We start from the raw sequence: 20,723 nt of genomic DNA on the forward strand, positions 1-20,723 counted from the left end.
ATCAAACTGTTTCTTTTTATTTGCCATTTTCTTTTGCCTTCCTTTGTCTTTGAATCATCCTCTTTCTATTGTACCACTGGCGTAAATTTTCTCTTTTTGACTAGTCCTATTTATATGCTAACATCAAGGCAATTTGATGATGGGTGTAGTACGCATCAAAGACACTTTTTGGACTTGTACGGAAGACAGACAGAATACATATAGAAAGTACAAGTAAGATTCGAATGATGACATGTATAAAAATCAAGTTCTTAAATGTGGATAATTGAGATATTCTTCGCTCTTGTTTTTGATGACACAAAAGAACTATGGGCATCATACTTATGCCGAAAAGTTCTTGAATCAAAGAACCAAGTGCATAGATATCACAACGAATATCCTTTTCACTCAATGTTAATAATTCAGGTGCACAATTGGATTTTGAAGCCATCACTGCCACATGTGAGTGATTTTCAATACATGCATTAAAATCAATTAAATAAAAATGGTTCTGATAATAAATAATATTTTCAAGTTTTAAATCAATATAGAGATAGCCAATCTGATGTAGGTCTTGCAAGACTTTTAAAACATCAATTAGCAAGCGATACTTTTTGAATAAACAACGATGGTTTTGAAAGTATTGTCTTGCGTTGATTCCTGGAATATACGTTTCGACAAAACATTGTGCAAAGTCTTCTTCAAAACAAGTAATCAAGCTAGGGACATGAATCGAATTTAAGTTGGAGAGCACATTGATCTCTGTTTTAAATTGATGTTTATATCGTTTTGTTTCATAATCTGGACAGATTTTTAAAATATAAACACACGTACTCAATTCATCCATAACACGATAAACATTGGCATTATAGGTATGTATGACCTTATATCTATTGTTCTTTAAATTCACACACGACATCACCAAATCGTATCGTCATGCCATCTTTTAATCGCATCTTGCGTTTCACTTCTTTTTCGTTCAGATACGTCTTATTCGTACTCTTTAGATCTTGTATATAGTACCGATCATTTTCGCATACGATCTTGGCATGTTTTAAAGATATACTCGCATTCTGTATACGGACATCACATACCATCGCTCTTCCCACTAGATTGATTTCGTTGCACAATGCATATTTTTCCTGATCGCATAATAAGTAGGCATAAAAATCTACTTTTACTTGTAAAAGCTGTGTTTTTTCTTCCAAAACAGATTCAACAGGCTTCTCTTTATGGAAAGCTTGTATAGGTTCTTTGACTTTAAATGTCTGCATTCTCTTGTTTTTAAAGAAAGAAAACTTTTTCGGATAATATAAATTTCGTATATTATCCAGACCTAAGACAAGATTGGGTAAACTAAACTCAGCACTCTTTAAAAACTTCAATAAAAATCCAGGAATTTCAAAAGCGGTTGTAGTCTGCATTGTTTTTGCGATGTACTCCACCCATTTTTCTGACATATCCTTTTGAAACATCCAGTTCGATATTTGAATAGGCACCACGACAAACGCAAAGCGATCTCCAAAACTAGAGACAAATACGTAGTCTGGATCAAATAGAACTGGTTTATTACGATTGGATGCGATGGCTTGTTCAAATAACTGATGCAAGAATATATATCCTTCTTCTTTTTCAAACACATACTGGCTTAAAAAATCATGTAAAGGAATATAGCCTTCTATCGCATACACCATCGATGCCGTTTTTTCGTTTGTCAACATACAAGGCAGACAAAAATCATCGTTCGATAATCGATCAAAAATAGAAAGATCGAGTAATTCTGGATTTTTCAAATGAACATACAAGTGATTTTCATCCATGTGATCTTGTTCAATCCATTCGGACATCTCATCACCTCCATACTCTTAAACGTTTTTTTTATTACTTTTTCCAGAAAACTTTCATTATTTTTTTGATTTTTTGAGTTTTTTTGTCTAAAATGAAAAAATGATGAAATTTATAACATATATTCACGTTTATTTAATCCAAGTCATCCTGAATTTCCTTCCATTTTGCTGGATTGACGTCTTCTATGACAACCAGACTTATATAGGAAATCAACTACATCACCCCATATACTTATTTCTATGGGCGTTTAGTTCGGCAATTGGATTTTATTATTATTCAAAAAAAATATGGGAAAAATACAACGTAAATTACAATAAAAAAAATCATGCCCTAATCTGTTTAGGCATGATTCTTTCATGTAGTATTCCCTATAACGATATAACAATTTTAAAAGACCTTCACGTATGGCTTTCCATTCTTTTTGTAGCCTGGTTTATCCTTGAATGGTTTCTTTATATTCCGGTTCAGTTAAATAAAAACTCAATCCTGTTTTTTATCAACATTGGATTGAGTTTTGTGTTCACATTTATGTTTGGCCACATTACTGGCTTTTGCGAAATCTATTTTTCATTTACTACGAATATTCTACTTCATCACTGGATGTTTCAGGATTGATCTTTTCAATCTTATCTAAGTAGTTTTTCGCTTTTTTCACAAAATACATACGATTTCCAAGCTCAACTACTTTTTCAAAATACAAGCGAGCCAATTTATAATCTTCTTCAACAAATGAAATCAGAGCAATGTAGTAGCATGAATCTACTTGCTGGAAAGGAAAATTCACTCTTTGTAGACCTTGCAAATAATATTTCTTACAAGTATTCAAATCCCCATCCATTAGATGGATTTTATTTTCAATAGCCGCCATTTCTTCACTTTGAATCATGACACCCGCACGTCCATAATGAAGACGAATATTTTGTGCCTCTTCTTTACAACGAGATAAAGCCTCTTCATCCTTCAACATATAATAGATGTAAGACATCAATGACCAATATTGTAAAGAACTCGATGCATCCTTACGTGGATAGCTGATCAATACATCTTGAGCAAGTTCAGCATCATTTAAATAAATCAAGCATTGTGCAAGCAATGTGTGCTGGCACAATCGTGTATGTCCCTTTGAATTTGTGCAATAGTAAATAATGGCACTCGCACAAGCCTCAGGATTACAATCTTCATATAATAATTTCGTGATTGGTAAAAGTGATACAGCACGATAACGTAACACTAAATTAAATGCAAATAAGTAGAACATCAACAATACAGCTAGAAGCATCATGTTATTTACGGCAATTAAAATCACAAATAGGGCAACAATACCTAACGCATAAATACCTGTTAATTTACGCACATTTTTACGGCAAGTTTTTGCGAGATCCTTATAAGACTCATCCAATTCATGATGAATCTTATACATACGAACCAATTCATCATCACTTGTAAAATTAAATTCGCGACGTTCTTTCGAAATGCTTTTGCGCAAACTTAACATTCCATAAATACATACAATAAATGCAGGCACAACCAAGATGGCACCTATATAGATCATGTATTCAGGTAAAAAGAAAATCAAACACATAACGATCCATGGGCTGATGTTGAATCGTGATGTTACATATTGTCCAATATAAATGATATTGATGATTCCTGAAATCAATAAGGCATCACCCACATATAAGATCCACATATTATTTTGTAGATACGTTAAAACCTGTTTCAGTGATTCTGTATCTACACCTGGCACAGAACTTAATGAACTCGATAACATATCCGAACTCATATCTATACCACTCGCAAATACAACCGCACTTAAGCAAAGTCCAACTAAAAAAGCTACAACTAACGCTATTAAATGGGATTTACAACGATATTTCCACATACAACCACCTATTTCTTCTCTATAATTCTTGCAGGAATACCTACTGCAGTTGCCCCTTCAGGAACATCTTTTAAGACGACCGCATTTGCCCCTACACGACACCCCTTTTTCAAAGTGATATTCCCTAAACATTTTGCGCCACAGCCAATATATACACCATCCTCTAAAGTTGGATGTCTTTTGACATGCTGCTTTCCTGTACCACCAAGTGTGACACCATGATAAAGCTGACAATCATCCCCGATAATTGCCGTTTCACCAATCACAACTCCTATACCATGATCAATCATCAAACCACGACCAATCACAGCACCAGGGTGAATTTCAATTCCTGTCCAATGCCTTGCTCGATTACTTACCCAACGCGCAATAAATGTATGATTATGCACCCAAAACCAATGGGCAATACGATGTAAACCAATTGCCTTAATATGTGGATACAACCAAAACACTTCCCATTTTGAATGTGCTGCCGGGTCTAACTGCATTGTTCTTTCTATGTTATATAATCCATCACGGATAAAAGATTTCTTATTTCTTTCTGACATGATAAAATTTTAGTTTATTTATGTCTAAATTTCAAGTTTAGTGTTTATTTCACATAAACTTCACATAGTGAATCATCTAATACCTTACCAATCGAATCATGAATCACAAGATCCGCCTTTGAATCCATATTCGTACTATCTTTATTGATCAAAACCAAATGTTTGCCATGAAAATAGTTAATTAAACCAGCCGCAGGATATACGACTAGACTTGTACCACCTACAATTAAAAGATCTGCCTGCTCAATCGCATGAATAGCCGAGTACAATGTATATTCATCTAAGCCTTCTTCATACAAAACAACATCTGGCTTAATGATAGCACCACACTTGCTACATCGAGGAATACCTTCATTATCTCTTAGTTTCATCATATCCTCTAGAGAATATTTTGTTTGACAATGCGTACAAGTATTTCTTAAAACACTTCCATGTAATTCATAGACCTTTTTAGAACCTGCCATCTGATGTAAGCCATCAATATTCTGTGTCACAATCCCTTTTAGCTTTCCCATTTTTTCAAGCTTTGAAAGAGCATAATGCGCCTTATTAGGATGGGCATCTGGATAAATCATCTGATTAAAGTAAAAATCAAAGAATTCTTTAGGATGACTTAAATAAAAACTATGTGACAACATAATCTCAGCCGGATATGGATACTTCTTTTTATATAATCCATTGTCACTACGAAAATCTGGAATGTTACTTTCTGTAGACACTCCAGCACCACCAAAAAATACTATATTATTACTTTCTTGAATCCAATCTTTTAAAGACATAACATCACTTCCTGAAACTATTATACCTCCAAACAAGAAAAGAAAGGAAGATATTTCACTATCTTCCTTGAATATCAAATGTATACTCGCCATTATGACAATCTACATTGATTACATCCCCTTGCATAGCACCAGTCTTAATCATTTCCTTGGCAATCTGTGTTTCAAGATTTCTTTGAATATAACGCTTCATTGGACGAGCACCATACACTGGATCAACACCCATCTTTGCGATCTGATTATACACTGCATCACTTACATTCAATGTAATGTCACGTTGAGCCAATCGCTTTTGTAGCAAGCCGACAAACTTGCGGGCAATCTTAATAAAGGCTGAATCATCTAATGCGTTAAACACTATAATTTCATCGATACGATTAATGAATTCTGGTTTAAAATGATGCTTTACTTCTTCCATATATTTATCATGTACATCACCAGATTCAAAGGCATATTGGCTACCTAAGTTAGATGTTAAGATAATAATTGTATTCTTAAAATCTACCGTAACACCTTTCGAATCTGTAATACGACCATCATCAAGAATTTGAAGTAACACATTGAATACATCTGGATGCGCCTTTTCGATTTCATCAAACAAGACAATACTATATGGATTACGACGAACTGCCTCAGTCAATTGACCTCCCTCATCGTATCCTACGTATCCTGGAGGAGCACCAATTAATCGTGCCACACTGTGTTTTTCCATGTATTCACTCATATCAATACGCACAATATGTCTTTCATCATCAAATAACTGTTCAGCCAAAGCCTTGGCAACCTCCGTTTTACCAACACCAGTTGGACCTAAGAACATGAACGATCCAATTGGACGATTCTCATCTTGAATCTGTGCTTTAGAACGCAAGATTGCATCTGTTACAAGTTCTAGAGCTTCATTTTGACCAACAACACGTTTTTCAAGTTCTTCCTTCAAATTCAATAATTTATCTCTTTCAGAAGCAACCAAACGAGTCACTTCAACGCCTGTCCATCTAGAAACGATTTTCGCAATCAATTCTTCATTGACCGTTTCTTGAATCAAAGCATCCTCTTTTTGACTTGCCTGCTCCTTTTGAATACGAGCCTCTAATTCTGGAATCGTGCCATATTGAAGTTTAGCAGCATCTTCATAACGAGCTTCATTACGCGCTTGCTCTAAATCCAAACGAGCCTTCTCCAAACGTTGTTTATCCTCTTTTTCATTAGCCAAGCCACGTTTTTCGTCTTCCCACTTAGAATGCATTTCATCACGCTTTGATTGTAAAGAAGCCAATTCACTTTCAATTTCTTCACGACGCTCAATAGCCCTTTTATCTTCTTCTTTTTGTAGAGAAGTCTTTTCAATTTGAAGTTGTAAAATTTTACGCTGTAATTCATCCAACTCTTGAGGCATACTTTCCATTTCAACCTTTAACGTAGCACAAGCCTCATCCACTAAGTCAATTGCCTTATCTGGTAAGAAACGATCCGTGATATAACGATCAGACATAGTAGCTGCCGCAATTAAAGCTTCATCCAAAATACGTACACCATGATAGCTTTCAAAACGATCTTTTAATCCACGCAAAATACTGATTGTATCCTCTACACTTGGCTGAGCAACTTGTACTTTTTGGAAACGACGCTCTAAAGCCGCATCCTTTTCAATATATTTACGATATTCATTGAAAGTTGTTGCACCAATACAATGTAGTTCACCACGAGCTAACATTGGCTTTAATAAGTTAGCCGCATCCATACTACCTTCGGTTTTACCTGCACCAACCAAATTATGAATTTCATCAATAAACAAGATGATTTGTCCATCCGATTTTTTGACTTCATCCAAAATGGATTTTAAACGCTCCTCAAATTCACCACGATACTTAGCACCGGCAATCAAAGATCCCATATCCAATTCAATCAAGCGTTTTTCTTTTAATGACTCAGGCACATCACCCTTCATAATACGCCATGCGATCCCTTCAACAACAGCCGTCTTACCAACACCTGGCTCACCAATCAAGACAGGGTTGTTCTTTGTCTTACGAGATAAAATCTGCATAACACGACGAATTTCATCATCACGTCCAATAATTGGATCAATCTTACCATCACGCACATCCTGAACTAGATCACGACCATATTTTTTTAAAGCTTCTACATTCTCTTCTGAATTTGGTGTATCAAATTTTTTACCATTACGACGCTCTAATTCAGCCTTGTAGCAAGCATCCTTATTCAAATTAAAAGTTCTAACCAATTCTTTAGAAATATAAGAACGATTAAACAATAAAGCTAAGAATACACTAGCTACCGAAAGATAAGTTTCTTCATGCTGACTCGCCCAGTTTTGTGCATCTTCAAACGATTTCTGCACTTCATTGGATAAATTTATATTACTTGTTGAGCTCTTTGCGACACGATTCGATTCTTGTTGAACCATCTGTAAAGAACGACCTTTATCCAAGCCAATACGCTCAAACAAGCCGTCCAATACATCATCCTTAAAAATCGTTTCCAACATATCCACAGTATCTACACTTGGATGTTGGTAGGATTTTGCCAAATTAATGGCATCCATTAAAATCTTCTGCAAACGCTCTGACATTTGATCGATATTCATAAATAAGCACCTCCTTGTACTTAGCACTCACTCTTTATGATTGCTAATGATAGTATAACACCATTTTTGGCACTGTCAACACTTAAGTGCTAATTATTTTTAAAAAAGAAAAGTAGATTTCTCTACTTTTCCAATGTATTACGATTATAAGCTCTTTGCCAATTTACGCTAAATTCACCCACCGCAATTTTTGTCCCTGGATGATCAATCATTTGATATAAAACATCACAAGGAACAGTTACAGCTTGAATTCCAGCCTTGATCAATTCATGTACTTGATATGTATTTTTAAAGCTTGCCGCAATCACTTTAGCCGGCATATGATTCACTCTCAACATTTCAATCAAGTCTTTCACATCCTGAACACCATCTCCATAATTACACATACGATTTGTATAAGGTGCTAAATATTCAGCTCCATTCATTGCAGCTAAAAAAGCCTGGTCCGCTGTATAAATGGCAGTAGCCAATGTGTGAATTCCTAATTTTTTACATTCTTTAATAGCTCTTAAACCCTCATGTGTAACCGGAATCTTTACATACATATTTTTATTACGAATGGAAGAAATCATTTTTGCCTCTTCCATAATACCTTCAAAAGAAGTTTGTACTGTTTGAATAAATAACAATTGATCTTCACTCAACACCTCACAAAGATCTTTTACTACATCCATTGCTTCTCTATTTGATTTCGTTAATATTGTAGGGTTTGTCGTAACACCCGTAATTGTTAATAATTCATTTAGTTCTTTAATTTGTTCAATATTTGATGAATCGATAATTAATTCCATGATGGATCCTCCTTAAGTTCATCTGTATCCTAACACTACAAAAATATAGATTCAATATCCTTTTCACATAAAACAAATTATTTCAAAAGAACACAAATAAACATGTTTCTTTATGTTCTTTTTTGTGCTTTAATAAAAGTATGAACACAACACAACGAAGATATGAAATCTATGAAAAACTAAAAAAAGATAAAACCGTACAAGTAAGTGAACTTGCAAAAGTATACGCCGTTTCCTTAATGACCATACGAAGAGACTTAGATAGTCTAGAAAACCAAGGACTCGCCACAAAGAGCTATGGAGGAGCCACACTCAATGAGTCTAGTTCAACTGAGCCTTCCTTTGAAATCAAAGAAGGCATGTCACAATCGGATAAAAAAGAGATCGCGATTTACGCCAGTACACTCATTCAAGATGGAGATTCTATCTATTTAGATTGTGGTACAACCTGCCTTGAGCTCTTTAAACGTATACACCATAAAAAAATCACAATCTTTACAAATTTTTGGAAAATTCTTCAATATGTAGATCGAAATACCAAGGCGAAAATCATTATGGCTCCAGGCACCTATAATCCTGTAACCCAGGCAGCTCTATCTGAAAGCACCATTCAATTCTTTCAAAACTATTATATCGATAAAGCCTTTATCTCCGTATTAGGCCTTGACTTAGACTATGGCGTATCCATTCCCAGCATGAGTGATGCTTTAGTTAAAAAAGCCATTCTTGATTCTTCCAATAAAAAAATTTGTATGGCAGACCATACAAAATTTAATAAAAAGTATATGTCAAAAATCGCCAACATCGATGATTTTGACATGATTATCACCGATAACAAACTAGATGATACTATAAAACACGAAAACATAATAAAAGCACATTAAATGTGCTTTTATTATATTAGAATGCTTTTTGACCTTTTACGTACGTCATTTCAACAGAATAGTCATCATTTAATACAACTAAATCTGCATCTTTTCCTGTTTGAATCGATCCTTTACGATCATCTACATTCAACATACGAGCTGGGTTCAATGTACAAGCATTGATAGCTGTTTGCCAAGGAACCATTGCTTTTTCTACTAAAATACGAAGTCCATCATTGACATGCAATGTAGATCCCGCAAGACCTTTCGTATCTGTTAAGTGTGCACTTCCATCTGGATATAATTCGATTTCGTTTCCACCAAACAATACTTTTGTACCTACAGGAAGGCCCTTAACCATCAATGAGTCAGTGATCATGATACAGTGATCAGGACCTTTAGCTGTAAAGAAATCATTTAATGCTTCATAAGTTGAATGGTTTCCATCACAGATAATTTCACCATATACATCTCTATAACGCATGGCAGCACCAACCAATCCTGGTTCACGGTGATGGAATTTAGTCATACCATTGAAAACGTGAGTCATTGAGTTTGCACCATTCGCAATAGCTAAACGAGCCTGTTCAAAAGTAGCTCCTGAGTGACCTTGACTACATACAATTCCATTTGCACGTAAGAACTTAGTTAATGCAAAGTTATCATCGTGTTCACAAGCCATAGTTACAATTTTAATTAAATTATTAGAAGCTGCTAGATAACGTTTAAATTGTTCAAGATCTGGTTTAACACAATACTGTTCAGGTTGTGCTCCCTTATATACTTGATCCAAATAAGGTCCTTCAAAGTGAATACCTAAAATTTCTGCACCTTCATACCCTTCTTCAACAACTTTCGCAACATTTTTAACCGCATTTGTCAAAACTTCTTCAGACTGTGTGATTGTTGTTGGAAGAATACCTGTAACACCTTCTTTAACGATGTTTTTCATCCAGTTACGAAGACCTTCTTCATTCGCATCATTTGTATCAAATCCATAAGCACCATGTGTGTGTACATCGATAAATCCTGGGACAATTCTCTTATCTCCAAAATCTTCATCTACATCTTTTTCTCCATATGGATAGATATTTACAATCTTTCCTTCTTCCACTTCAACTTGGGCTGCCAACCATGTATTTACGACCCAAATTCTTTTACTTTGAATAATCATATCGACAATTCCTCCTAACTATTATTATACTCTTTATAAAAGAAAACACTTACACTTTTTAGCTGACTTTTTATAATTTTTATTCAAAAAATATAAAAGATGCAAATGAATAGACAAATTCTCTAAATAATTCTAAAATAAAAAAAGAGGTGAACAAAAATGAAAAAAGCTAAAAAGATTATAGATAACGTATACTGGGTCGGGGTTAGAGACTTAAACAACCGTCACTTCCATGGTGATTTATATCCAATTGATGAAGGTTGTACATATAATGCCTACTTAGTTGTAGATGATGAAGTCACACTTTTTGATACAGTCGAAGAAGAATTCACAGAAGAACTATTGGAAAGAGTTGAATCCGTACTTCAAGGAAGAGAAATTGACAATATTGTTGTTCAACATACAGAACCAGATCATTCGGGTGGATTTAAAAAAGTATATGCCAAATATCCAAACGCAAAAGTTTACGCATCTATTTCTGGAAAGAAGAATATGATTGAACAATACTTTGATCAAGTTCCATATCAGGTCGTAAAGACAAATGATACAATCAACACAGGAAAATATGACTTTGTCTTTGTCGAAATGCAGATGATTCACTGGCCAGACAACATGTTGACATATTGTCCACAGTTAAAAACTGTATTCTCAAACGATGCCTTTGGACAGCACATTGTAAACTTTAATCTAACCGATGAAGGATTGGATAAAGCGTATTGTTTAAAACAAGCTAAAGAATACTTTGCGAATATTGTTTTACCATATACAACACCAGTGCAAGCTAAATTAAACCTAATTCTAGGCATGAATTTAGACATTGAATATATCATGCCGGCACATGGTATTATTTGGAAAGACTATATTGCAGATATTATAGAAACATATAAAGGTATCGCTGCTCAAAAAGTAGAAAATAAAGCCGTAATTGTATATGAATCTGTATGGAAACATACGCAACAGATTGCCGAAAGCTTAGCCGAAGGATTCAGCGATGCTGGTATGGATGTGAAAGTCTATAAATTATCGGATACAAAATCAAGCATTGTGATGCGTGAAATCATGGATGCCAAAGTTGTATGTATTGGATCAGGAACCTACAACAATGTCATGGCACCTAGTGTAGCCGCTTTCCTTGAACACATTCGTCCATGTAAATTTAAAAATAAAAAAGGGTTGGCCTTTGCCGCATACGGATGGTTTAACCAAGTTGCCAAAGAAATCGATACAAGAATGCAACAATCTGGAATCGAATCATGCCACGATGTGGTCAATCAATGCTACACACCAAGTGATAATCAATTAGAAGACTATTTTAATGTTGCAAAAGAAATCGCAAAAAATTGCCAGGAATAAATTTCCTGGCATTTTTAGTCTATATTTACATGTGAATTTGGCAATAAACGAAGTCCTTTAGGAATCTTGTTTTTGATTTGTTTTCCATCACTCTTGCCAAAGCCAAACGGATGTCCCTTAAAACATACAGCCACATACCCTTTTTCACATTCCTTTTGTAAAACTTCACCATGCATAAAAAGGTCCATTTCTTCTAGAGTTACATCCACTTTTCTTTTATAGTCAAAATCTGCAACCATATAAAAAGAATGACTTGGCTCAAAACGATTCTTAATGACATCCCCCAAATATACGCCTTGACGTAATACTTTTACCTTTTTAAAATCCACAAACGGAACATCCATACCATATACTCTATCCTTATCTATATAGTAATTGTTTGGTAATGTATTCAATTGTTCTTTTAAAAATTTCTGAGTCACATTATCTATTTTTTTTGATTTTAGAACTGGAAGCTTACCTGCGACATCTGATTGTTTCTTGAATTTCGCAATGAAATGACCCTCACCACCATCCATTGGAAAGATACGACGCACATTCAAGTCTTTAAACCCTTTTCTTCCCCACGAAACTTCAGGATCTACCAAGATCATATCCTCATGTTTTTCTAAAAAATCTAAGACAACATCTTCATCTTCTTCTAAAGCATATGTACAAGTGGAATACACCAAAGTACCACCCGGTTTCAACATGAAATAGGCATGTTCTAATATTTCTTTTTGACGAGTCGCACAAAGTTCAACATTTTCAATGCTCCAATTATTTAAGGCAACATCATGCTTTTTGATCATCCCCTCACCACTACAAGGGGCATCCACTAAAATTTTGTCAAAACAAGCATCAAACACCTTCGCAAGCTTATCTACACTTGTATTGGTTACTGCCACATTTTTCACACCCATACGCTCAATATTAGACAAAAGGATTTGGGCACGCTTCGCATCAATTTCATTTGATACTAGATATCCACTTTTTAAATGTGATGCGATCTGCGTACTCTTTCCACCTGGTGCTGCACATAAATCCAATACATAATCATCTTCTTGTACATCCAAGATTTCAACAGCGCTTGAAGCACTTGGTTCTTGCAGATAAAAACAACCACAAATATGGAAAGGATGATTTCCCAACGGCTTATCTACATAATAACTTTCCTTACAAAACCGACTTGGATTATCCAAATGATCAAATTCATCCAATTCTGCCTTTTTTAAATTTATACGCATACCACGATATAAAGGTTTTGATAAAGATTCAATATAGGCATTATATTCATCTTTTAATAATTTCTGCATGCGAGAAAAATACATTTCTTGACTCATACACCCTCCAAAACGGTCTCAGGATCAATGCGACATGCATAGCCTGAGCATGTTGCAGCCTCACTATAGCCACATCCAAAAGAAAAATCAGCACCACTGTTTCTAAAATATTCTACGATCGAATTGAGATCCTGTTTTAATTCAAACACCTCTACATGCGTATGAGGCCCTGTTGAATTGCCACTGTTACCACTTTTCGCTATAACTGTACCTTGACTGACTTGCTGGCCACTTGTCACATAGATTTCATTGGATAAATGCGCATAACTAATCGCATAAAGTTTATCATTTACGGCAGCCACCATACAAATGGTATTGCCACCACCGTTTGGCCATCCACACCAGTTTCCTAAATATCCATTATTCGAATCCACTGGTGCATGGGCATACAATATGATACCATTAGCAACCGCTAACACATCACTATACATGGCACTAGCGATATCCAAGCCTAAATGAAGACCTCCATCCGGATAGGACCAACATCCAGCACTGATTGTACCATTTTCAACTGGATTTTGCCAAAAAGAACTGTACGAATCAATTTCATAATTTCCATCCACCAAACAAGACATACCGTTTTGTTGCCACGATTCATACCCACCAAAATCAGGCAAATGCTCAGTTCCTGAAATCATAGAATCTTCATTATGTTGCCCAGATTCATTGATTTGTGCTAAATGTGAAAATCGTTTTAATAAACGACTTTGACAATTGGATAATCTCTCAAGATATTCATCATATAACAATAACGTATTTTGATTCTTATCGAACTGTTTTTTTTGTTTCAAATATTCTACTTCAACATTTCTATATTCATCGAAGTACAGCGTCAAATTCTTTTGAATCTTATATGGATACAAAATGGAGTTGTTTTTTTGAATCGCTTGTAATTCCAAGCCATATTCCATTTTTTTCAATTCATAATAATTCTTTTTAATTTTATACCTACGTTCAAGTTCATCCACACATTTTTCTTGTTTATCCATTTCAATCCGTAAATCCGTTTTTTTAGATGTAACATCCATCGCAATATCTCTACATTTTAAAGATAGAAAACTAGCTCTATCTTCATGAATTGTATCGACTTTGGATTCTATATTTGAAATTAAAACTTCATAACTCGGCACGATCATCGATTGTAAGCCAATAAAAAAACAGACAAAAAGAGATATACATTTCATAATACTCCTTCTACTGTCTGTCTTCTAAAATTATTGTATTTATTTTTCTAAGTACATGCAAGCACTATTTAAAATGATAAAACATAAAGTTCCTGTTGCGACAATATTTAATGTACAATCCAACAATCCATATATCAACACGATCGCAATAAAACACATCATCATGCCAAATAGTGCAGGATTTTCTTTTCTTGTATGCGAAGTAAAGATTTCCTTATTTAGCACAAATGTATATGCCAAAAGCACCACTGTTCCAACAACTCCATACGACAAAATGGAATCAATATAAATATTATGGGCATGAGGTGCCTTATGACCATGTACTAATGGATAAAACTTCTGATATGTCTGTGGACCCCATCCAAAGAATGGATACATTGAAATACACATAAATGCCGTTTTCCAGATCTTAATACGAGAGACAAAAGTTGACATATCACTGATTCTTGGAATCAACGTAGGTTTTAAGAATACTAAAGCACATATACCAAGTTCGAATACAATAGATGTGATAAATAGTTTTTTCCATCGCACACAATAAAGAAAGATAGGAAAGATTAGGGCAAATGGTAATAATGCAGTTCTAGATCCCGTTAAATATAGAACAAAGAAATTAAACAGTGCAATTATAAAATAACCAATCTTACAAAGAATATTATCGTTTTTCACAAAACGATACATACACATTACACATACAAAATCAATGACCATCGCATAGATATTCGCATTCATAAATGTCGAAGTAATTCTTCGTTTTGGCGAATTGAAGATATGGAATTCTAAAAATGTTCGTCCATTCGCAAGGGAAATCTGATTAAACTGATACAAACCGTAGATAGCCGCAAATACCGATAAAATAATAATAAGATCACACATCTTTTCAAATGTACTTTTTGTGATGCTTCTACGATAATAAGCTCCATATAAACCGATCAACACAAATAACCATGTATTGCCAAAACCTGTCCAGTTCGAATGGAAGATGGAAACAATAAATTCCAATACGATAAAGCTATAAAAGAAAATTGCGCCCGTTTGATTCTTTATGGCATCCACCAATTTATGTCGGCATAATGCTTGTATTAAAATGCATGCGACTGCTACACTTGCGATTTGATAGGGCAAAAACAGAAAGGCAGTTGCCAATAAAATCATTTTTTCATCTAAATTCATAGATACTCCCTTCAAAAAAATAAGCTGGTTGAACCAGCTTAATTTCAAAACATGGTGCCGACTATCGGATTTGAACCAATGACCTACGCGTTACGAGTGCGTTGCACTACCACTGTGCTAAGTCGGCATAAAGACTACTCTATTAGAATAGTCTTATTTTTTAAGATTGTAAAGCAGAAATCTGTTGTTGATAATATGCGATTTGTTGCTGCAAAGAAGACAACATCTGATTGTTTGTATCAATTTGAGATTGAATATCTGTAGTATCTTCTCCATTTTGTTGCGCATATGCCAAATCAGACTCTAGACTCTGTGCATATTGTGCATACGTATTGTAGTCTTGCTGCAAACTATTCAAGCTTGTTTGATATTCTTTAACCTTCTTTTCATTCTCTGCTTTTTTAGCTTCTTCTTCCTGACGAGCCTTTTCCTCGGCAGCCGCCTTTAATTCACCCTGTTCTTTACATAGATCAATAAAGTCTTTGCCAGTCTTAGCTTTTGATAAAGTATCCACTTCATCTTTTAAATTTTTAGACAATGAACTATATGTAGGCTGCATATCGGCTACAGCCATCTTTTCTTCATCGGATTTTGATTCCCAACCATTTAATAAATCAACGATTTGTTGATAAGCAGGAAGTTTAACTTCTTCTTTATCTTGATGAAGCTGCTTTATATCTTTCAACAAAGCCTTATATGTTTTTCCAGTCTGTTCTTTAAAATATTCATTGATTGAAGTCTTTTGTTTATCCAAAAGCTTTTGATAATCTTTATCCAAATCTAGAAGCTCTAATTTCTCTGCATCTGACATCATATTGTCTCCATACTCATCCGCATAAGACACTAATTTATCATATGTATTTTGTTGCGTTTCAGAAACAATATTTTGTGGATTATACACCAAAACTTTATATGCATATCCACCTAAAGCAGCCAGACCTAATAAGATTACGCATAGCACAATTTTTGTAACCTTCTTCATCGGTTTCTTTTTTTTGACTTGTTTATTCTTAGACTTCTTTTCTTTTGGTTTATGTTCCTTTTTTTCTTTCTTTTCTTTTGGCTTCTTTTCCTTTTGGATAACCACCTCTTCATCTTCGTCATCCTCATTTGACATATCCTGCAACATCGCATGTACAAGATCTAATGCCTCATTGGATTGTTCCTTCTCAATTGAAGAAGTTGTAAAATCATCTTCCATGTCTTTTAAATCATCTTTATGCTCCTGATAAAACTGCTCTTCTTCCGCAATCGTTTTTTGACCACGCTCTTTACGAAGCATATCTAAAGCTGAAGACATTGTCTTTTCAGCCTGTCTTCTTTCTGCTTCAGACATCTGATGAACCTTTTTAGGCTTTTTTAATTCATCGTTATATTCTGTTTTTTTATCTAAAAGTGCTTTTGAATAAGCATCTATATTCTTATCATTTTTACTCATAATATATTTTCCTTAGTTCGAATCTATTTTAACACATTATAAGCCTTCTTTTTCAACAAATTCATAAAAAGATTTTTCTTTCACAAAATCCTCCTTATTCACCTTTCCAATCGGCTGTGCATAAATGATAAATTCATTTTCGCCTTCCAATTCAAACATTTCATCACAAATCCTTGTCACACATGCTCCAATTCCACAAGTTCCTAAACCAATACTTGTGCTTGCCAAATATATATTTTCTCCAACATGGCCTAAATCCACTAAAGCTATTCGATGTGCAAGATGTCCATAGCGCCATTCGGTACGATACGGAATATAGCTGAAATAGAAAATTACATTGGCTTTTAAGGCCCATAATTGATCACATAAGGAAGATGCCAAAATATCACTTACCTTTTCAATTGGATTTAAAAACTCAATATGATGTTCCATAGGCAAATAATGGTAGGTTCCAGGGTTTAACCCTTCTACATTTTGACATACAAAATAAAGTTCAAAACCATGTCTAGCTCCTCCAGATGGTACTGTACGCAAAGTCGCATATTTCTTACCACGAATTTGTTTAACACCTTGGCAAGTCCAAAGCATATAAGAAAGTTCCAACAAAGACATGGGCTCTTGCGTATATACACGACTACTGTGACGTGTATTGATAATATCTAGAAAGTTAGAATGAACGGATAATGCGTCGAAATTTTTAGGAAGTTCTATGGAATCTTTTCGCATAGCAGCTTTAACCAAAGGTGGTTGTGGAAGTTTTTTGTCTTGGTCCGATTCAAATTCTTCTATATCATATTTCAAGTCTGAATAATTCATGCTCTTCTCCTTTTAATGCGCTAACTCATCTAATAATCTTGCCTTTTGTGTTCCTATCAACAAGAGTTGTTTATACTTTTCATATATATCAATCGTATGTGAACTTAAATAAAGAGCCATTTCACTCGACATTGTTAGATTCGTTACAAATATTGTCATTTCCTGACCATTCTTAAATGCATTTTCCATAAATTCAAACGCATTTTCAATCTCCAACTTCAATTGACTATCCAACTTTTCCATTTTTTCCTTTTGTTCAAAGAAAGGCTTTGTACAAGAATCAAAACGAGACTTTGGATCTAAACTTTCATCCACCATTACTTTTTGTATGTTATTTAACACAAATTCATATTCATGTTTTTGTGAAACACTTAATAATTCTGCCTGCAATTTATCACGATAATTTGACATAAATGCCTTTGTATGGTCCAAATAAGAAGAATCCATATCTTTACGATATTCTTTCAAGAAACGAAACCAAAGATCCGTACAATGTTTTTCAAAAGAATATAAATTCACTTGTCGTAGTAAACCATCTATCACCAAATTAACAACAGAGACTCTTTCATCAAAATCGGCTTGTAACAATCGAGCATAGATAGTGCTTGATACATTTCCTTGTAAGATATCATCAATGCCATAATCATCCTGATATTTTTTATACACCAAATAATAGGCGAAAACATCTTCGGCAATATCTTCATGATGCAGATATTCATAAATCGTATCTTGAGAGATTTCCAGATGCATCTTTTCATAGGTATAGAGTAAATAAGATAAATCTTCCCAGCCTCTTGCCGTCACAAATTCCATACCATCCACACTTGTTGAAACAGTATAGAAATGATTGGGTTTTAATTCCAAATAGCTTAAGATCATCGGATGAATATGTTTTGAAATCGCATACTCTTTCCATACATAGTAATCCGTTTCCACATGGATATAACGAATACGATCCATTGTCACGACATCAAAATCACGAACCGATTTATTATATTCACTCGGATTTCCTGCCGCTACAATGATCCAGCCACAAGGAACCTTCTGATTTCCAAAGGTTTTATTCTGTAGAAACTGCAACATCGTAGGTGCTAATGTTTCCGATACACAATTGATTTCATCAATAAATAAGATACCTTCTTTTAAACCTGTATCTTCCATTTTTGAATAAACACTCGCAATAATCTCACTCATTGTATATTCGGTAATCGAGTATGTCTTTCCTTGAAATTTCTTTTCTTGAATAAAAGGAAGGCCCACAGCACTTTGACGCGTATGATGCGTAATTGTATAGCTGACAAGTCCAATTTGACATTCCTTTGCGATTTGTTCCATAATCTGTGTTTTACCAATACCAGGAGGACCAATCAACAATAATGGTCGCTGATTCTTCGTTTCAATCTCATATTCACCAAACGAATTCTTCGATAAATATGCCTGTACAGTATTTTTTATTTCATTTTTTGCCTGTAATATATTCATAACTTTTCTTCCAATCTATATTGAATAGCCCATGAAGGCACTTTACTTTGATCATAATCCTCTAAATAAATAAAAGCCGTTTTATAGGCCGGACTCTTTTTAGGATAGATTCCTTTGCCATCTGTAAAATAGAGCAGGCCACAAAGATTTTGAAAAACTTTTTGATTGATCAAATCATTCACATAACTAAATACCGGTCTAAAATCAGTGTTGCCTCCCCCTATTAGAGAAAATGAATTCAACAATCGATCCATCTCATTTTGATTTGAGATGACATCGTCTTTGCGAATCCTGTCATCACATTGAATAATATGCACCTTGCACGATTTATAAAACATATTTGAAGTACTTAAAATACTATATGTATTGGATATAAAACGCTTCGCAAGATTTTCATCAATAGAATAACTCGTATCGAGTACAATCACAAACTCATAGATTTTTTTAACTTCTTTTGTCTCTAAAGGTTCAATCAATGGCATATTTTTATAAATAGACATCCCATATGTGTAATAGGATAAATCAAATTCATCCAAATCTATTTGCATTTCTTCTTTCACAATACTAAATCGTTTTAAAAACTGAGAAAACGAGTATTTCGATTTCTTTGCCTGTAAACTCGACACAAGAAAGGCATCCCCCTCCTCATTATCTTTCCCTTTTTGTTTATGATCAAACAATGTTTGTTTGGCAACACTCTGCCACTTTTTTTGAACAGAAGAAGATTGAGGGATTTTGTCATCTTGCTCTTTAGGCCATGAACTATGATCATCTACCACAAATTCATAATATAAATCTTGAATATCGCCACGTGTACAAAGCCATTCATATACAGTTATACAGCTGATACCTGTTAAACTTTCAATTTCACGATATACATCTTTTCGAACATATGACAAGATTCGCGAAACACTCTTTTTATGCATCGAATCCAATGTATACTCCACGATAATATCGCAAGCTACATTCCAAATCAATTCAACACGATTTTTTCTAAGCCAAATATGGCTATATAAACAATGCAGAACACTATGTAAAAAACTACGATTTAAAAACACTGCATTCTTCTGAAATAAATCAATAATCTTTAATGGATTATAGTAAAAATACACGCCATTTGTAGCACATACAGCTACACACTCGTCTTCCTTCAACATCAGCGTATTTAAAGCTGTTAAAAAATGTGGCATATCTATATAGAGTTCGGATCGAACTAATTCTAAGATATGAATTGCCTTTTCCTTTTCCCATTCACTTTGTCGCATTAAAAATCCTCAAAAGAATATGTCGATGATGATTTAAACATCTTATTCTTTAATTCCATCAATTGAGTACGAGTTTCTAAATCCATTGGCTTAACTAGCAATTTGGTGACTTTGCTATAATTCTTCTTTTTATCACTTACACGAATAACCACTCGTTTTTCAAATCCTTTAAGCGAGTGATTTTATAGATGTTTTTCAATCTAAGTAGTACG

General features: G+C 34.3%; 17 protein-coding genes and 1 tRNA gene. 2 read left to right on the forward strand and 16 right to left on the reverse strand.

The window, feature by feature from the left end:
• Positions 1 to 106: 106 nt before the first annotated feature.
• The 7 genes from FYJ55_RS06880 to FYJ55_RS06910 all read right to left on the reverse strand — a co-directional run bounded on the left by FYJ55_RS06880 (position 107) and on the right by FYJ55_RS06910 (position 8,438).
• Positions 107 to 889: a protein kinase family protein gene (locus FYJ55_RS06880; protein WP_195836687.1), complete on the reverse strand. Its 783-nt coding sequence runs from the start codon at positions 887 to 889 to the stop codon at positions 107 to 109.
• On the reverse strand, positions 870 to 1,826 hold the full coding sequence (locus tag FYJ55_RS06885; protein ID WP_154556198.1) for an FHA domain-containing protein: 957 nt from the start codon (positions 1,824 to 1,826) through the stop codon (positions 870 to 872). The genes FYJ55_RS06880 and FYJ55_RS06885 overlap by 20 nt, the downstream gene beginning before the upstream one ends.
• Positions 1,827 to 2,401: 575 nt before the next feature.
• Positions 2,402 to 3,709, reverse strand: coding sequence for a hypothetical protein (locus tag FYJ55_RS06890; RefSeq protein ID WP_154556199.1), 1,308 nt, complete (start codon positions 3,707 to 3,709; stop codon positions 2,402 to 2,404).
• A gap of 8 nt (positions 3,710 to 3,717) precedes the next feature.
• Positions 3,718 to 4,257, reverse strand: a complete 540-nt coding sequence (gene epsC / locus FYJ55_RS06895; RefSeq protein ID WP_154556200.1) for a serine O-acetyltransferase EpsC — start codon at positions 4,255 to 4,257, stop codon at positions 3,718 to 3,720.
• 44 nt (positions 4,258 to 4,301) lie between these two features.
• Complete coding sequence (locus FYJ55_RS06900; RefSeq protein ID WP_154556201.1) at positions 4,302 to 5,036, reverse strand: NAD-dependent protein deacylase; 735 nt, start codon at positions 5,034 to 5,036, stop codon at positions 4,302 to 4,304.
• A gap of 58 nt (positions 5,037 to 5,094) precedes the next feature.
• Positions 5,095 to 7,647: an ATP-dependent Clp protease ATP-binding subunit gene (locus FYJ55_RS06905; protein WP_154556202.1), complete on the reverse strand. Its 2,553-nt coding sequence runs from the start codon at positions 7,645 to 7,647 to the stop codon at positions 5,095 to 5,097.
• Between the two features lie 122 nt (positions 7,648 to 7,769).
• Positions 7,770 to 8,438 (reverse strand): transaldolase family protein, encoded by a 669-nt coding sequence (locus FYJ55_RS06910; RefSeq protein ID WP_118115035.1) that lies wholly within the window; start codon positions 8,436 to 8,438, stop codon positions 7,770 to 7,772.
• A 140-nt stretch (positions 8,439 to 8,578) separates the two neighbouring features.
• Between FYJ55_RS06910 and FYJ55_RS06915 the strand changes: the two genes are divergently transcribed.
• Positions 8,579 to 9,322 (forward strand): DeoR/GlpR family DNA-binding transcription regulator, encoded by a 744-nt coding sequence (locus FYJ55_RS06915; protein WP_154556203.1) that lies wholly within the window; start codon positions 8,579 to 8,581, stop codon positions 9,320 to 9,322.
• 16 nt (positions 9,323 to 9,338) lie between these two features.
• Here FYJ55_RS06915 and nagA read toward each other — a convergent pair whose 3' ends face one another.
• Positions 9,339 to 10,478 (reverse strand): N-acetylglucosamine-6-phosphate deacetylase, encoded by a 1,140-nt coding sequence (nagA, locus tag FYJ55_RS06920; protein WP_154556204.1) that lies wholly within the window; start codon positions 10,476 to 10,478, stop codon positions 9,339 to 9,341.
• 159 nt (positions 10,479 to 10,637) lie between these two features.
• Between nagA and FYJ55_RS06925 the strand changes: the two genes are divergently transcribed.
• The gene (locus FYJ55_RS06925) at positions 10,638 to 11,831 is read left to right on the forward strand and encodes an FprA family A-type flavoprotein (protein WP_154556205.1); all 1,194 of its coding nucleotides are present in this window, start codon (positions 10,638 to 10,640) and stop codon (positions 11,829 to 11,831) included.
• A gap of 14 nt (positions 11,832 to 11,845) precedes the next feature.
• Here FYJ55_RS06925 and FYJ55_RS06930 read toward each other — a convergent pair whose 3' ends face one another.
• From FYJ55_RS06930 to FYJ55_RS06965, 8 genes are all read right to left on the reverse strand, one after another.
• Positions 11,846 to 13,153 (reverse strand): RsmF rRNA methyltransferase first C-terminal domain-containing protein, encoded by a 1,308-nt coding sequence (locus FYJ55_RS06930; RefSeq protein ID WP_154556206.1) that lies wholly within the window; start codon positions 13,151 to 13,153, stop codon positions 11,846 to 11,848.
• A complete protein-coding gene (locus tag FYJ55_RS06935) occupies positions 13,150 to 14,337 on the reverse strand; it encodes a M23 family metallopeptidase (RefSeq protein WP_154556207.1) in 1,188 nt (395 codons plus the stop codon). The genes FYJ55_RS06930 and FYJ55_RS06935 overlap by 4 nt, the downstream gene beginning before the upstream one ends.
• Positions 14,338 to 14,376: 39 nt before the next feature.
• The gene (locus FYJ55_RS06940) at positions 14,377 to 15,510 is read right to left on the reverse strand and encodes an O-antigen ligase family protein (RefSeq protein ID WP_154556208.1); all 1,134 of its coding nucleotides are present in this window, start codon (positions 15,508 to 15,510) and stop codon (positions 14,377 to 14,379) included.
• A 52-nt stretch (positions 15,511 to 15,562) separates the two neighbouring features.
• Positions 15,563 to 15,637 (reverse strand) — tRNA-Thr (locus tag FYJ55_RS06945).
• 33 nt (positions 15,638 to 15,670) lie between these two features.
• Positions 15,671 to 16,948 carry a hypothetical protein gene (locus FYJ55_RS06950; protein WP_154556209.1) on the reverse strand — a complete coding sequence of 426 codons (1,278 nt, stop codon included), beginning with the start codon at positions 16,946 to 16,948 and terminating at the stop codon, positions 15,671 to 15,673.
• Between the two features lie 36 nt (positions 16,949 to 16,984).
• On the reverse strand, positions 16,985 to 17,764 hold the full coding sequence (locus FYJ55_RS06955; RefSeq protein ID WP_154556210.1) for a SagB/ThcOx family dehydrogenase: 780 nt from the start codon (positions 17,762 to 17,764) through the stop codon (positions 16,985 to 16,987).
• Between the two features lie 12 nt (positions 17,765 to 17,776).
• The gene (locus FYJ55_RS06960; protein WP_154556211.1) at positions 17,777 to 19,246 is read right to left on the reverse strand and encodes an ATP-binding protein; all 1,470 of its coding nucleotides are present in this window, start codon (positions 19,244 to 19,246) and stop codon (positions 17,777 to 17,779) included.
• Entirely contained in the window at positions 19,243 to 20,511 is a 1,269-nt protein-coding gene (locus FYJ55_RS06965) for a vWA domain-containing protein (RefSeq protein WP_154556212.1), read from the reverse strand. The genes FYJ55_RS06960 and FYJ55_RS06965 overlap by 4 nt, the downstream gene beginning before the upstream one ends.
• Between the last annotated feature and the right edge of the window lie 212 nt (positions 20,512 to 20,723).

Source organism: Holdemanella porci (genome assembly GCF_009696075.1).
In the GTDB taxonomy this organism is placed as follows: domain Bacteria; phylum Bacillota_I; class Bacilli_A; order Erysipelotrichales; family Erysipelotrichaceae; genus Holdemanella; species Holdemanella porci.

Coding starts and splice junctions, on each gene's coding strand:
- FYJ55_RS06885 (WP_154556198.1), bottom strand. CDS start 1,826: ATGTCCGAATGGATTGAACAAGATCACATGGATGAAAATCACTTGTAT.
- FYJ55_RS06890 (WP_154556199.1), bottom strand. CDS start 3,709: ATGTGGAAATATCGTTGTAAATCCCATTTAATAGCGTTAGTTGTAGCT.
- epsC (WP_154556200.1), bottom strand. CDS start 4,257: ATGTCAGAAAGAAATAAGAAATCTTTTATCCGTGATGGATTATATAAC.
- FYJ55_RS06900 (WP_154556201.1), bottom strand. CDS start 5,036: ATGTCTTTAAAAGATTGGATTCAAGAAAGTAATAATATAGTATTTTTT.
- FYJ55_RS06905 (WP_154556202.1), bottom strand. CDS start 7,647: ATGAATATCGATCAAATGTCAGAGCGTTTGCAGAAGATTTTAATGGAT.
- FYJ55_RS06910 (WP_118115035.1), bottom strand. CDS start 8,438: ATGGAATTAATTATCGATTCATCAAATATTGAACAAATTAAAGAACTA.
- FYJ55_RS06915 (WP_154556203.1), top strand. CDS start 8,579: ATGAACACAACACAACGAAGATATGAAATCTATGAAAAACTAAAAAAA.
- nagA (WP_154556204.1), bottom strand. CDS start 10,478: ATGATTATTCAAAGTAAAAGAATTTGGGTCGTAAATACATGGTTGGCA.
- FYJ55_RS06925 (WP_154556205.1), top strand. CDS start 10,638: ATGAAAAAAGCTAAAAAGATTATAGATAACGTATACTGGGTCGGGGTT.
- FYJ55_RS06930 (WP_154556206.1), bottom strand. CDS start 13,153: ATGAGTCAAGAAATGTATTTTTCTCGCATGCAGAAATTATTAAAAGAT.
- FYJ55_RS06935 (WP_154556207.1), bottom strand. CDS start 14,337: ATGAAATGTATATCTCTTTTTGTCTGTTTTTTTATTGGCTTACAATCG.
- FYJ55_RS06940 (WP_154556208.1), bottom strand. CDS start 15,510: ATGAATTTAGATGAAAAAATGATTTTATTGGCAACTGCCTTTCTGTTT.
- FYJ55_RS06950 (WP_154556209.1), bottom strand. CDS start 16,948: ATGAGTAAAAATGATAAGAATATAGATGCTTATTCAAAAGCACTTTTA.
- FYJ55_RS06955 (WP_154556210.1), bottom strand. CDS start 17,764: ATGAATTATTCAGACTTGAAATATGATATAGAAGAATTTGAATCGGAC.
- FYJ55_RS06960 (WP_154556211.1), bottom strand. CDS start 19,246: ATGAATATATTACAGGCAAAAAATGAAATAAAAAATACTGTACAGGCA.
- FYJ55_RS06965 (WP_154556212.1), bottom strand. CDS start 20,511: ATGCGACAAAGTGAATGGGAAAAGGAAAAGGCAATTCATATCTTAGAA.